The organism is Brachybacterium sp. SGAir0954 (assembly GCF_005490785.1).
Classification (GTDB): Bacteria; Actinomycetota; Actinomycetes; order Actinomycetales; family Dermabacteraceae; genus Brachybacterium; species Brachybacterium rhamnosum.
The window spans coordinates 2623491-2636183 of the sequence record NZ_CP027295.1 but is presented as its reverse complement, the minus strand read 5'-3'; the positions used below and the strand labels follow the sequence as shown (position 1 = coordinate 2636183).

The window sequence follows — 12693 nt, the reverse complement described above, 5'->3', positions numbered from 1 at the left end:
CCATGAACACCACGTCGAAGATCTTCTACATCATCGGGACCTTCTTCCTCGTCGTCGGTATCGTGTACGGCGTGCTCTCGCACGGCAGCGAGCCGATGGGGATCGAGCCCGTGGGCGCGATCGCGCTCCCCGGCGCCTTTGCCATGTCGTTCATGATCGCGGCCTACACGGGCTTCAAGGCGAAGTCCTTCCCGGGCCGGCCCGATGACGACCACGACGCCGAGGTCGAGGCCGAGGCCGGCGTCCAGGGCAGCTTCGCCCCGTACAGCTGGTGGCCTCTCTGGACGTCCCTCGGCGCCGCGATGGTGTTCCTCGGTGTGGCCGTGGGCTGGTGGCTCTCGACCTTCGGGATCATCCTCGCCATGTACGGCGTGATCGGCTGGGTCCTCGAGTTCTCCCGCGGACAGCACGCGCACTGACACCCGGCTCCGCCTCGTGCGGATCCTCCGAACGGCCCCGCTTCTCTCCGGCGACGCGGGGCCTTTCCGCGTCCCGGGACGTCGAGGGGCCGTTCCGCGCCCCGAGATGCTGGACGGCGCGACCGCCACGCGGCAGGCTGTCGCTCGACGGCGCCCGGTCCGGGCAGCCGCGAGCCCCCGGAGGTCCCCATGTCCTTCTACCTGATCACCTTCCCGTCCCGCGCCATGCGGATCCCCGCCGAGGAGTTCCAGGACGTCGTGGACGCCTCCCATGCGGTCGTGGAGGAGGCGAAGGCCGCCGGGGTGTACCGCTTCGGCGGTGGGATCGACGAGAGCGTGGCGCCCGTGCTGATCGGGGCCGACGGCTCGCGGCAGGACGGGGCGCATCCGCTGCGGGCCCCGCTCGACGGCGGCTACACGGTCCTGGACCTCGCCAGTCGGGCGGAGGCGGAGCAGTGGGCCGCGCGCATCGCCGCCGCGTGCCGGTGCCCGCAGGAGCTCTACGTGTTCGGCGACGACCCGGCCAGCTGAGATCGCGGCAGCGGGGGAGCAGGCGGACCCGCACACGTCCGGAGGACAGGATTTAAAGGCTGTAGTAATGAGTACGTCCGGTCGAGTGTGTTCTGCAATGGCACTGCCCATCGGCGCCGGGCGGAGACGTGCTGGCCTCGGCAGAGCGGCCCACGATGAGCACGATCGGCAGCAGCCCGACGGACGAGCGCTGGGAGGTCCGCCTCTTCGACGGGACGAGGTGGGACGACTTCGCCGAGCTCGTGGAGCGCAACGGCGGCGTCCTCGGCGGCTGCTGGTGCAAGGGGCATCACGCCACGGCGGAGGGCATCTCGCATCATCAGGTCCCCGGGATCGACAAGAGGGCCACCAAGGAGGAGCTCGTCCGTTCGGGACGGGCGCACGCCGCCCTCGTGTACGACACGCACGGGGTCGCCCAGGGATGGGCCAAGTACGGAAGGCACGAGGAGCTGCCGCTGCTCGCGCAGCACCGTCGGGAGTACGAGAAGGAGCCCGGGACGCTGCCCGACTGGCGCATCCCCTGCCTCTCCACCGACACGCGTCATCGCCGTGTGGGGATCGCGAGAGTGGGTCTCGCGGGGGCGCTCGCCCTCATCGCCGCCGACGGCGGGGGAGTCGTCGAGTCGACGCCGGAGATCGTCGGGGGCCGGGTCGCCCTCGGGCGCTTTCTGTTCCACCAGGCGTCGGTGGAGCTGTTCGAGGAGCACGGCTTCGCGCGGATCCGCCGGCTCGGGACGTGGGCCTGGCTGGTGCGCCGCACCGTGGCGGCCGCGCCGCAGGAGTAGCGACGCCCGCGATCACGCCGCCTCCGCGGCGCATCACCGCCGGACACGAAGGAGCCCGGGAGAGTGGCTCTCCCGGGCTCCTGCGATCAACGGCGGCGGATGCTCAGTGCATCGCCTTCTCCGCAGGGATGCGGTAGTCGCCGTCCGTGACCTCGTCGATGACGTGCTTCTCGTGGTGCGCATGCTCCATGGCCTCCCGCAGCTCGGCGGGGGAGACGGGGGCGATGCGGTCCTTGAAGAAGAACGACGTGGCCTTGGCGCGCAGCGCCGAGACGCCGTTGCCGGCCTTGAGCGGACGGAAGTCGTCGTGCTGCACGAGGACCCAGCGCTCGAACTCGTCGAGCGGCTCGTGGATCTCGAGCATGTCGCCGGTCTTCGTCCGGACCACGCGTGAGGTCTCCTCGCCATGGAGGACGAGATTGCGCTTCTGACGCTGGATCGAGAGGCACAGGCGCTTCGTGATCCAGAACAGCAGCACCGGGGCGACGAAGATCGAGATCCGGAACAGCCACGTCAGGTCGTTGATCGACAGGTGCATCTTGAGCGCGATGAGGTCGTTCGTCGCGGCCATGGCGAGGATCAGGTAGACGCTGATCCAGGCGACGCCCAGACCCGTGCGGACCGGTGTGTTGTACGGAAGATCGAGCACGTGGTGCTCACGGTCGTCACCCGTCACCCACGCCTCGATGAAGGGGTAGAGCGCGAGGAAGGCGAGCAGACCGCCGTACACCACCATGGGCAGCAGGATGTTCAGGGACACCGTGTAGCCGAAGATCGTGAACTCCCAACCCGGGATCAGGCGGAGGCCGCCGTCGGTCCAGAGCATGTACCAGTCCGGCTGGGATCCCGCGGAGACCGGGGAGGGGTCATAGGGCCCGTACACCCAGATCGCGTTGATCGCCGTCGTGGCGGAGACGAGGGTGATGATGCCGAAGACGAGGAAGAAGAAGCCGCCTGCCTTCGCCGTGTACACCGGGAACAGCGGGAAGCCCACGACGTTGCGGTCGGTGCGGCCCGGGCCCGGGTAGTGCGCGTGCTTGTGGGCCACCAGCATGACGAGGTGGATCGCGATGAGCCCCAGGATCATGGCCGGCACCAGCAGGATGTGCATGGTGAAGAAGCGCGGGATGATGTGGGTGCCCGGGAACTCGCCGCCGAACAGCAGCATCGAGATGTAGGTGCCCACGATCGGGATCGCCTTCATCAGGCCATCCACCACGCGCAGGCCGTTGCCGGAGAGCACGTCGTCGGGGAGCGAGTAGCCGGTGAAGCCGGCGACCATGCCGAGGACCATGAGGGAGAAGCCCACGAGCCAGTTGAGCTCGCGCGGCTTGCGGAAGGCGCCGGTGAAGAACACGCGGAACATGTGCACGAAGATCGCGACCATGAACACGAGCGCGGCCCAGTGGTGCATCTGCCGGAACAGCAGGCCGCCCTTGACCTCGAAGGAGATGTAGAGGGTCGACTCGTAGGCGCGGGACATGTGCATGCCCTGCAGCGCCTCGTACGGCCCGTCGTACTCGACCTCGGTCATCGAGGGGTCGAAGAACATGGTCAGGAACGTGCCCGAGATCAGCAGGATGACGAAGCTGTACAGCGCCACCTCGCCGAACATGAAGGACCAGTGGTCGGGGAAGATCTTCCGCGCGAAGAACTTCACCAGGCCGCCGCCGCCGACGCGCTCGTCGAGCCAGTCGCCGCCCACGGCGCCGAGCTTCATCACGCGTCCGGGCTTCTCGCCGGCGCTCTGCGTCCGGGAATCAGAAGTCGTGGTCGTCACGTGATCACTTGTCCTTGTGGATGTCCCAGAAGCTGGGACCGATCGGCTCGGGGAAGTCTCCGGTGGCCACGAGGTAGCCCTCGGCGTCGACCTCGATCGGGAGCTGGGGGAGCGGGCGGTGCGCCGGGCCGAAGATGACCTTCGCGCCGTCCGTGACGTCGAACGTGGACTGGTGGCACGGGCAGAGCATGTGGTGCGTCTGCTGCTCGTAGAGGGCCACCGGGCAGCCCACGTGGGTGCAGATCTTCGAGAACACGAGGATGCCCTCGTGGCCGTTGGCGAGGCTCTCCTCGTTCTTGCCGAGGGCGGGGTCGATGCGGACGATCACCGCTGCGGCCTTCGCGCGCTCCTCGAGGAAGTGCTCGGTCTCCTCGGTCAGGTCCTCCGGCATGACGTGGAAGATCGAGTTCATGGCGACGTCGGCGGCGCGGATCGGCGTGCCGTCGTGGTCGCGGGCCAGGCGCATGCCGGCCTTCCAGAAGGTGTGGTGCAGCTTGTTGCCCGGGAGCGGGCCCAGCGTCGAGAGCGGGGCGAGCACGGCGATCGGCAGCGCGGCGAGCGCGGCGACCATCGTCGTGACGATGAGCGGGCGACGGCCGATGCCGGACTCCTGGAGACCCTCGGTGATGATCGCCGCGGCGGCCTGACGGGTCTCGTCGGTGCCGCGCAGCGCGTGGCGCTCCTCGACCATCTCCTCGTCGGGCATGAGGGTCTTGGCCCAGTGCACCGCAGCGGCGCCGATGAAGAACACCGCGATCGCGAGGCCGAGGCCCGTGATGAGGTTCGACCACCACACTGCGCGGGTGGAGCCCTCCTCCGCGAAGATGTTCGTCCCGGTCGGTGTGACGAGGAAGTACGCCGCGATGAACACCGCGGTGCCGAGGACGGAGAGGAGGAAGAGGCCCGCGACCACGCGCTCGGCGCGGCGCTCCGCGCGCTTGTCGGAGTCGGCCTGGCGGTGGACGTGGGGGGCGAGGCCCGGATTCGGGAACCCGCCGCCCTCCTTCGGGGCGATGGCGCTGACCCCGCGGGCGGGGGAGCTGCCGTCGAGATTGTCGTTCATGTGCTCGTTCACTTGGCCTTCGCCCCCAGCCACGTGGCCGTGCCGAGGAGAAGGGCGAGGATGATGGTCCAGGCGTAGAGGCCCTCGGTGACGGGACCGAGCGAGCCCAGGGAGAGGCCGCCGGGGGAGCCGGTCTCCTCGAGGGAGTGGAGGTACGTGACGACGTCACGCTTGTCCTCGGCGGAGAGGTTCGTGTCGTTGAAGACCGGCATGTTCTGCGGGCCGGTCTCCATGGCCTCGTAGATGTGCTTCGCCTCGACGCCCTCGAGGGTCGGCGCGAACTTGCCGCGGGTCAGCGCGCCGCCGGCGCCGGCCGCGTTGTGGCACATGGCGCAGTTGATCCGGAAGATCTCCCCGCCCTTGGTCGCGTCGCCCTGGTCGGTGTCGAGGTACTCGTCCTCCGGCACCGACGGGCCGGGGCCGAGCGAGGCGACGTAGGCCGCGAGCTGACGGGTCTGCTCGTCGTCCATCTGCGCGGGCTTGCGCATGGCCTGGGCGCCGGAATTCTCCATGGGCATGCGGCCGGTGCCGACCTGGAAGTCGACGGCGGCGGCGCCGACGCCGATCAGCGACGGGCCGAGTGTGTTGCCGTCCGAGTCGGTGAGGCCCTCGGCGTTGGTGCCGTGGCAGGTCGCGCAGTTCGCGAGGAACAGCGACTTGCCGGCGTCCACGTCCTCCTGCGTGTAGGCCTCGGCCTGGGCGGTGCGCGGCTGGAAGGCGGCGTACAGCCCGCCGGTCGCGACGAGCGCGAGCAGCAGGATCACGAGTAGCGCCATCGGGTGATGGCGACGTGCGGCGAGTGCCTTCACGGTTCGAACCTCGATTCGTGGAGGGGACGAGCGGGGGAGGGATGGGCGAATCCGGTGGGACGGGCGACCGCGGGGCGGCCGACCGCACCGCGGATCAGAAGATGGTCCAGTCGAAGCTGACCGGGACGACGTGATCCGGGCTGATGGCGGTCATCATCGGATCGAGCATGTAGACGATGAAGAACAGACCGATCCACACGACGTCCACGAAGTGCCAGTAGTAGGAGAGGCAGATGACGGAGATCTGCTCGTGCTGCGTGAACTTCTTCGCGGACCACAGGCGCACCATCACGAGCAGGAACGTGACGAGACCGCCGAGGACGTGCAGCCCGTGGAAGCCGGTGGCGAGGTAGAAGATCGAGCCGAAGGGGGAGGACGAGAGCGTGACGCCCTTGTGGATCAGCTCCGTGTACTCGAAGGCCTGGCCGGAGATGAAGAAGGCGCCCATGAGGAAGGTGAGGACGAACCACTCGATCGCACCCCAGCCGGCGATGTTGAAGATCGATCCGGTGCGGCGCTTGCGCGGCGGGAAGACCTTCTTGCCGAGGCGACCCTCTGCCATGAACACACCCATCTGGCAGGTCACCGAGCTGAGCACCAGGATCGTGATGTTCAGCAGGGCGAAGCCGTGGGTGAAGTGGGCCTGGCCGTCCGCGAACGTGTCCGGCACCGAGGATCGCAGCGTGAAGAACATCGCGAACAGGGCGCCGAAGAACATCAGCTCGCTCGAGAGCCAGACGATCGTGCCGATCTGCGTCGGGTTGGGGCGGCCGACGGCTGCTGTGGCAGCGGCGGCAGGGCGCTCAGACAGGGTCGCAGTAGTCACGTCACCATTATGTCGTGCGGTCAGATTCGGTGGATGCGGCTCACGACTCCCGCGCCCACTGCAGGGCACCGCCCTGACGGACCCCGCCAGCATATCCCTCCTGACGGCCTGTCACGAACCGGGACACGCCCCCGACGTCCCAGGTGGGTGGCCACTGCAGGTCCGGGGCCCGCCGCACGCGGGCGGCGGCGCCTCCCGCGGGCCGCGGTCGTGACGAGCATCCCACCGGTTCGTCGCCCGGCACCGGGGATCCGAGGCGTGGGAGCTGTCGCCCCCGGGCCCCGCCCGGTGGGAGGATCGGGCCATGAGCGCTGTTCCCGCCGTCCCCTTCACCTGGTCCCGGATCATCGGCCGTCTCGTGCGCGGCGAGGAGCTGGACGGCGCCGAGGCCGGCTGGGCCATGGACGAGGTCTTCTCGGGCGGCGCCACCCCCGTGCAGCTCGCCGGCTTCCTCGTCGCCCTGCAGTCCAAGGGGGTCACGAGCACGGAGCTCGAGGCGCTCGCGGACGCGATGATCGCCCACGCGCGGCCCGTCTCGCTGCCGGAGCGAGCGATCGACATCGTCGGCACCGGCGGCGATCTCGCCCACACCGTCAACATCTCGACGATGGCCTCGGTCGTCATCGCGGCGAGCGGTCGCACGGTCGTCAAGCACGGCAACCGCGCCTCGACGTCGAAGTCGGGCTCCGCGGACGTCCTGGAGGCCCTCGGCGTGCGCCTGGACCTCCCGGTGCCCCAGGTGGAGGCGCTCGTCGAGGAGATCGGCATGACCTTCCTCTTCGCGCAGGTCTTCCATCCCTCGATGCGCTTCGCGGCGGAGGCTCGCAAGGGCCTCGGCATCCCGACCGTCATGAACATCCTGGGGCCGATCACCAACCCCGGACGACCCCGGGCGAGCGCCGTCGGCGTGGCGGATCCCCTCATCGCCCCGACCGTCGCCGGCGTCTTCGCGGCACGGGGGACCTCGGCGCTCGTCTTCCGCGGTCAGGACGGGCTCGATGAGCTGACGGTCACCGCCCCGTCGGACGTCTGGGAGGTGCGCGGGGGAGAGGTGCGCGAGCACGTGCTCGACCCCGTCGCGCTGCTCGACGTTCCCCGCGCGGGGCACGACGCGCTCCGCGGCGGCACCGCCGAGGAGAACGCCCAGGTGGCGCGCGACGTCTTCGACGGGGTCCGGAGCGGGAGGCTCGAAGCCGTGCGTCACGCGGTGCTGCTCAACGCGGCGGCCGGGATCCAGGCCCATGACGGGATCGATCTCCCGGCGGAGGGAGGCTTCGAGGAGCGCTTCACCGCCGCCTTCGCCGAGGCCGAGGCGACCCTCGAGGCGGGCGGGGCCTCCGACCTCGTCGATCGGTGGGCCCGCGCCTCCCAGCGGGCGCAGGCCGAGGGCTGATCCTCCGGGGCGACCGGAGGGGGGATCCGCTCCGGTCAGCCGTCGAGGCCGAGGTCGAAGGCCGCGTCGAGATCCTGCTTGGAGTAGGTGCGGAAGGCGATGTTGGTCGAGGTGTCGACGATGCCCTCGACCTTCCCCAGCCGGTCCGCGATGACGTCGGCGAGGTCCTCGTGGGCCCGGACGCGGACCACCGCGATGAGGTCCACGTCCCCGGTCACCGAGTAGACCTGCTCGACCCCGTCGATGTCGACGACGGCCTGGGCCACCTCCGGGATGCGCTGGGGCTGCACGACGATCGAGACGATGGCGGTGATCATGGGGCTCCTCCTGGGACGACGGGCCGCTCCCGGCCCCGGGGCGCGGGAGGACGGCATGCAGTGCCGACCCTATGCCCCGGCGGCGTCCGCGTCCGGGTCCTCGTCCGCGTCCGTTCCGGTGTCGGTGCTCTCGTCATGATCGGGAGCGGTCCTCGCGAACCGCTCCGCGAGGGCCTCGGCGTCGAAGCGGGCGCGCGCCGGCTGCTCCCACGTGCCCTCGACGAGCACTGTGCGCACGCCCTCGCCCTCGAGCCACCCCAGGAGGATCTCCGCCTCCTGATGGTGGCCCTGGCACATGGGTGCCGGGACGGGGAGATCGGGGTCGCGGCGCGCCGCGAGCTCCTGCGCGGCGGCGACCGGGTCCGTGGACCACGGGACGAGCGCGGTGGCCGCGAAGGCGCCGTGCCGCACCGCCAGCAGCTCCCACCCGCGGCCGCCGATCACCGGGTCCGAGCTCGGCCGCGCCGCCACGAGGAGGTCGACCGCTCCGATCGCGCGGAGCCGGGATGCCCTCCGCGCGGCGGCGAGATAGGTGAGGGTCGTGCGGCGAAGCCTCTCCGCCTCCTCGTAGCGGCCCGCCGCGACGTGCGCCCGCAGTCGGCCGGCGACGTGGTCGAGGACCTCGGAGGGGTCCTCGAGCAGCGCGCGGCGGATCCGCGCGCGATGACCGCCCTCGAGGGGCGTCCCGGACGCCCCGTGCTGCTCGAGCGCGCGGCCGCGCCCCATGACCGCATCGGTGAGCAGGGCCTTGAGGGGCTCGAGGTCGTGGCGGCTCACGAGCGGTCCGATCTGCGCGGAGCCGTCCTCCTCGGGACGGGCGAGCCGCGCGGCGCGCAGCCCCTCGCGCCCCGGCCCGAGCCGGAGCCAGAGCGCCTTCTCGGGGGTGAGGCCCTGGCGGTTCGACGGGGGCTTCTCCGCGGCGATCATCCGCAGCTCCCGGACCGATGCCTCCGTGGGGGTCCGGCACTCGAGGATCCGCACCTGCTCCGCCCGCGGGAGCATGTCGAGCACCTTGCGCCGCGTCTCCGCTGCCGTGAAGTACGTGCGCACGCGGGAGCGGAGGTTGCGGGAGGTGCCGACGTAGAGGGCGTTCCCCGCGATGTCGACGAAGGAGTAGACCCCCGGAACCGCCGGGATCCCCTCGGCGAGGTGCTTCTTGCGCATCTGCGCGGGGCTCGTGCGCCGGTGGGCGGATCCGAGGTCCTCCAGGGTCCCCGCCGCCGGGCCGAGCCGCGCGATGATCGCGTGCAGGACGTCCACGGTCGCGCGGGCGTCGGAGAGCGCGCGGTGATCGGGGGTGACGGAGGCGCCGACGTGCGCCGCGAGGGTGCCCAGCTTGTGATCGCGCACCTCGTCGCGCCGGAAGACCGTCCGGGCGAGCGCGAGGGTGTCCAGGACCGTCGGGCGAGGCCAGGTGAGCTCGAGCCGCGCGGCATGGGCGGTGAGGAAGCCGACGTCGAAGCGGGCGTTGTGGGCCACGAGCGCCGCGTCCCCCACGAAGTCGAGGAACATCGGCAGCACCGTCCCGATCACGGGGGCGTCGCGCACCGTCGCGTCGCTGATCCCCGTCAGCGCCGCCACGTACGCGGGGATCGGCCGCTGCGGGTCCACGAAGCTGCGGAACTCCCCGAGCACCTCCCCTCCGCGCACCTTCACCGCGCCGATCTCGGTGATGCCGTCCGTGCTCGGATCCGTCCCGGTGGTCTCGAGGTCGACGACCACGAGCGTCGCCTCCGCGAGCGGGGTGCCGAGGTCCTCGAAGCTCATCTGTCGGCGGCGGGCGGGCATGGCGGCAGACTACGACGGGGCCCTGACGAGCGGGTGGGGACCACCGGCCGTCAGGGCCCCGTCGGGACCGGGACGCTCAGGCGCGGGGCCGGGAGTAGATGCCCTCGATGACCTCGGAGAAGTCCTTGACGACGATGTTCCGCTTGAGCTTCAGCGAGGGCGTGAGGTAGCCGTTCTCCTCGGTGAAGTCCGTGTCGATGACCTCGAACACGCGGATCGACTCGGCCCGCGAGACCGTCTGGTTCGCGCGGTCCACGGCCGTCTGGAGCTCCGCGTGGATCCGCTCGTCCTTCGCGGCCTCGGCGACGGTCATCTCCGGGAGCCCGTTGTTCCGCAGCCAGGTCGGCAGCATCTCCTCGTCTAGGGTGAGGACGGCGGCGACGAACGGCTTCTGATCGCCCACGACCATGCACTGGCTGATCAGCGGGTGCGAGCGCAGCACGTCCTCGAGCGGCGCGGGGGAGACGTTCTTGCCGCCCGCGGTGACGATGAGCTCCTTGGTGCGCCCGGTGATCGAGAGGGAGCCCTCCTCGTCGAGGGAGCCGAGGTCACCGGTGTGGAACCAGCCGTCCTGGAGCGCCTCGGCCGTCGCCTCGGGGTTGTCGTGGTAGCCCTTGAACACCATGACGCCCTTGACCAGGATCTCGCCGCTGTCGGCGATCGCCACGGCGGAGCCCGGCAGCGGCGGGCCGACGGTGCCCGGCTTCACGTCCCAGGGCATGTTCACCGCGACGGGCGCGGTGGTCTCGGTGAGGCCGTAGCCCTCGAGGATCGTCACGCCGATGCCGCGGAAGAAGTGCGCGAGGCGCTCGCCGAGCGGGGCGCCACCCGAGACGGCCCAGCTCACCTGACCGCCCATCGCGTTGCGCAGCGTCGAGTAGACGAGGCGGTCGAACAGGGCGTGGCGGAGCCGGAGCGTGACGGGCACCGATCCGGCCATCTTCGCGCGGGACCAGGCGATGGCGGTCTCCGCGGCCATGGCGAAGATCTTCCCCTTGCCGCCGGCGACGGCCTTCGCCTCCGCGCCGTTGTAGACCTTCTCGAACACGCGCGGCACGGCGAGCAGGAAGGTGGGGCGGAAGGCCTCGAGGTCCGGCAGCAGGTTCTTGGTGTCCGGGGTGAACGCCGTGGTCGCCGGGTGCGAGACGGCGAGCACCGTGAGCAGGCGCGCGAAGACGTGCGCGAGCGGGAGGAACATGAGCATCCGCGACCCCGGGGGCAGGACGATGTCGCCGAGCAGGGTCACCGCGCTGCGGGTGGTGTCCACGAAGTTGCCGTGCGTGAGCTCCACACCCTTGGGCCGGCCGGTGGTGCCGGAGGTGTAGATGATCGTGGCGACGTCGGAGAGCGACTGGGAGGTGCGACGGGCCTCGAGCTCGTCGTCGGTCACCTTCGCGCCACGCTCCTTGAGGACGTCGAGGATGCCGTCCTCGAGCACGCCGATCTGCTCGAGCGCGGGGAGCTCGCCGCGCACGGACTCCATGTCCTCGCGGTGACGGGCCTGCTCGACGATCGCGAAGCGCACCCCGGAGTTCGAGGCGATCCACTGGATCTGGCTGGGGGAGGAGGTCTCGTAGATCGGCACGGGGACGCCGCCGATCCACCAGGTGGCCCAGTCCACGAGGGTCCACTCGTAGGAGGTCCGGGCGAGGATCGCGACCGCGTCGCCGACCTGCATCCCGGAGGCCATCAGGCCCTTCGCCACCGCGCGCACCTCGTCGAGGAACTCCTGGCCGGACATCGGCACGAAGGCCCCGGCGTCGTCCCGACGCTCGAAGACCGGGATCGAGGGGTGGGACGCCACCCTCCCCAGCAGAAGGTCCGTGATGTTCTCGTCCTCGCGGCTGGTGTGCTGGGCGGCCGTGCCGTACTGCTTCATCGAATCTCCTTCGATCCGGGTCGTGCCCCCGCTCCGCGAGCGGCGCGGGCGTCCGGATGCGCTGGTGGGGGTCGAGGCGAGTGTACGGCAGGGCACCGTACGATGTGGGCGGCCAGCCGGCCGGACGACCTGGATGACTTGGACGACGTGGAAGGGGAGCCATGCTCTCGATCGGTGTGGACATCGGCGGCACGAAGATCGCGGCGGGCGTGGTCGACGAGGACGGACGCATCATCGCCTCGACCACCCGACGCACCCCGGCCACCGATGCCGAGCTCATCGAGGCGGGTGTGGCGGACGCCGTCACCGAGCTGCGGGCGCAGCACGAGGTCGTGGGCGTCGGGGTGGGGGCCGCGGGCTTCGTGGACGCCGACCGTCGCGTGGTGCGCTTCGCCGCGAACCTCGCCTGGCGCGACCGGGCGCTCGCGGAGCACCTCGAGACCGCCACCGGCCTGCCCGTCGTCGTCGAGAACGACGCGAACGCGGCCGGCTGGGCGGAGTACCGCTTCGGCGCCGCGCGCGACGCGGCCCACATGCTCATGGTCACGGTCGGCACGGGCCTCGGCGGTGCCGTCGTCCTGGACGGCCGCATGCTGCGGGGCAGCGGCGGATTCGCCGGCGAGATCGCGCACATGACCGCCGTGCCCGACGGCCAGTGGTGCGGCTGCGGCCGCCGCGGCTGCCTCGAGCAGTACACCTCCGGCACCGCCCTCGTGCGGTCGGCGAAGCACCGGGCGGCGATTGGCGACCCGGTCATGGAACCGCTCGTCGCCGCCGCCGGCGGGGACCGGGAGGAGATCACGGGACCGCTCGTCACGCGCCTCGCGCAGCAGGGTGATCCGGGGTCGGTGGATCTCCTCCACGACCTGGGCACGGCGCTCGGCCGGGGCGTCGCCTCGATCGCGGCGCTGCTGGACCCCGGGGCGATCGTCGTGGGCGGCGGCGTCGCCGCGGCCGGCGACCTGCTGCTCGAGCCGGCGCGCGCCGCCTACGAGGCGGACGTCACCGCGCGGATGCACCGTCCGATGCCCACCTGGGCGATCGCCGCGATGGGCAACGAGGCAGGGATCGTCGGAGCGGCGGACCTCGCCCGCTGAGGCGCC

General features: G+C 71.0%; 12 protein-coding genes. 5 read left to right on the top strand and 7 right to left on the bottom strand.

Annotated elements, in window-relative coordinates:
- Nucleotides 1-2 precede the first annotated feature (2 nt).
- The 3 genes from C1N80_RS11825 (at nucleotide 3) to C1N80_RS11815 (ending at nucleotide 1735) form a co-directional block, all read left to right on the top strand.
- Entirely contained in the window at nucleotides 3-419 is a 417-nt protein-coding gene (locus C1N80_RS11825; RefSeq protein ID WP_137770949.1) for a cytochrome c oxidase subunit 4, read from the top strand.
- Between the two features lie 189 nt (nucleotides 420-608).
- On the top strand, nucleotides 609-950 hold the full coding sequence (locus tag C1N80_RS11820; protein WP_137770948.1) for a YciI family protein: 342 nt from the start codon (nucleotides 609-611) through the stop codon (nucleotides 948-950).
- 155 nt (nucleotides 951-1105) lie between these two features.
- Nucleotides 1106-1735, top strand: coding sequence for a GNAT family N-acetyltransferase (locus C1N80_RS11815; protein ID WP_137770947.1), 630 nt, complete (start codon nucleotides 1106-1108; stop codon nucleotides 1733-1735).
- Between the two features lie 103 nt (nucleotides 1736-1838).
- Here C1N80_RS11815 and C1N80_RS11810 read toward each other — a convergent pair whose 3' ends face one another.
- The 4 genes from C1N80_RS11810 to C1N80_RS11795 form a co-directional block, all read right to left on the bottom strand.
- Nucleotides 1839-3455: a cytochrome bc complex cytochrome b subunit gene (locus C1N80_RS11810; protein WP_168198173.1), complete on the bottom strand. Its 1617-nt coding sequence runs from the start codon at nucleotides 3453-3455 to the stop codon at nucleotides 1839-1841.
- Between the two features lie 64 nt (nucleotides 3456-3519).
- Entirely contained in the window at nucleotides 3520-4578 is a 1059-nt protein-coding gene (locus C1N80_RS11805; protein WP_137770945.1) for a ubiquinol-cytochrome c reductase iron-sulfur subunit, read from the bottom strand.
- 8 nt (nucleotides 4579-4586) lie between these two features.
- Complete coding sequence (locus tag C1N80_RS11800) at nucleotides 4587-5387, bottom strand: c-type cytochrome (RefSeq protein WP_137770944.1); 801 nt, start codon at nucleotides 5385-5387, stop codon at nucleotides 4587-4589.
- 94 nt (nucleotides 5388-5481) lie between these two features.
- Nucleotides 5482-6213: a heme-copper oxidase subunit III gene (locus tag C1N80_RS11795; RefSeq protein ID WP_137770943.1), complete on the bottom strand. Its 732-nt coding sequence runs from the start codon at nucleotides 6211-6213 to the stop codon at nucleotides 5482-5484.
- A 304-nt stretch (nucleotides 6214-6517) separates the two neighbouring features.
- Between C1N80_RS11795 and trpD the strand changes: the two genes are divergently transcribed.
- A complete protein-coding gene (gene trpD / locus C1N80_RS11790; RefSeq protein WP_137770942.1) occupies nucleotides 6518-7606 on the top strand; it encodes an anthranilate phosphoribosyltransferase in 1089 nt (362 codons plus the stop codon).
- A gap of 35 nt (nucleotides 7607-7641) precedes the next feature.
- Here trpD and C1N80_RS11785 read toward each other — a convergent pair whose 3' ends face one another.
- From C1N80_RS11785 to C1N80_RS11775, 3 genes are all read right to left on the bottom strand, one after another.
- Nucleotides 7642-7923 carry an Lrp/AsnC family transcriptional regulator gene (locus tag C1N80_RS11785; protein ID WP_137770941.1) on the bottom strand — a complete coding sequence of 94 codons (282 nt, stop codon included), beginning with the start codon at nucleotides 7921-7923 and terminating at the stop codon, nucleotides 7642-7644.
- A gap of 69 nt (nucleotides 7924-7992) precedes the next feature.
- Nucleotides 7993-9711 (bottom strand): DEDD exonuclease domain-containing protein, encoded by a 1719-nt coding sequence (locus C1N80_RS11780; RefSeq protein ID WP_137770940.1) that lies wholly within the window; start codon nucleotides 9709-9711, stop codon nucleotides 7993-7995.
- Between the two features lie 76 nt (nucleotides 9712-9787).
- Nucleotides 9788-11590 (bottom strand): long-chain fatty acid--CoA ligase, encoded by a 1803-nt coding sequence (locus C1N80_RS11775; RefSeq protein ID WP_137770939.1) that lies wholly within the window; start codon nucleotides 11588-11590, stop codon nucleotides 9788-9790.
- A 161-nt stretch (nucleotides 11591-11751) separates the two neighbouring features.
- Here C1N80_RS11775 and C1N80_RS11770 point away from each other — a divergent pair, with 161 nt between their 5' ends.
- The gene (locus tag C1N80_RS11770; protein ID WP_137770938.1) at nucleotides 11752-12687 is read left to right on the top strand and encodes an ROK family glucokinase; all 936 of its coding nucleotides are present in this window, start codon (nucleotides 11752-11754) and stop codon (nucleotides 12685-12687) included.
- Nucleotides 12688-12693: the final 6 nt, after the last annotated feature.

Coding starts and splice junctions, on each gene's coding strand:
- C1N80_RS11780 (WP_137770940.1), bottom strand. CDS start 9,711: ATGCCCGCCCGCCGCCGACAGATGAGCTTCGAGGACCTCGGCACCCCG.
- trpD (WP_137770942.1), top strand. CDS start 6,518: ATGAGCGCTGTTCCCGCCGTCCCCTTCACCTGGTCCCGGATCATCGGC.
- C1N80_RS11805 (WP_137770945.1), bottom strand. CDS start 4,578: ATGAACGACAATCTCGACGGCAGCTCCCCCGCCCGCGGGGTCAGCGCC.
- C1N80_RS11785 (WP_137770941.1), bottom strand. CDS start 7,923: ATGATCACCGCCATCGTCTCGATCGTCGTGCAGCCCCAGCGCATCCCG.
- C1N80_RS11825 (WP_137770949.1), top strand. CDS start 3: ATGAACACCACGTCGAAGATCTTCTACATCATCGGGACCTTCTTCCTC.
- C1N80_RS11820 (WP_137770948.1), top strand. CDS start 609: ATGTCCTTCTACCTGATCACCTTCCCGTCCCGCGCCATGCGGATCCCC.
- C1N80_RS11775 (WP_137770939.1), bottom strand. CDS start 11,590: ATGAAGCAGTACGGCACGGCCGCCCAGCACACCAGCCGCGAGGACGAG.
- C1N80_RS11815 (WP_137770947.1), top strand. CDS start 1,106: ATGAGCACGATCGGCAGCAGCCCGACGGACGAGCGCTGGGAGGTCCGC.
- C1N80_RS11810 (WP_168198173.1), bottom strand. CDS start 3,455: ATGAAGCTCGGCGCCGTGGGCGGCGACTGGCTCGACGAGCGCGTCGGC.
- C1N80_RS11770 (WP_137770938.1), top strand. CDS start 11,752: ATGCTCTCGATCGGTGTGGACATCGGCGGCACGAAGATCGCGGCGGGC.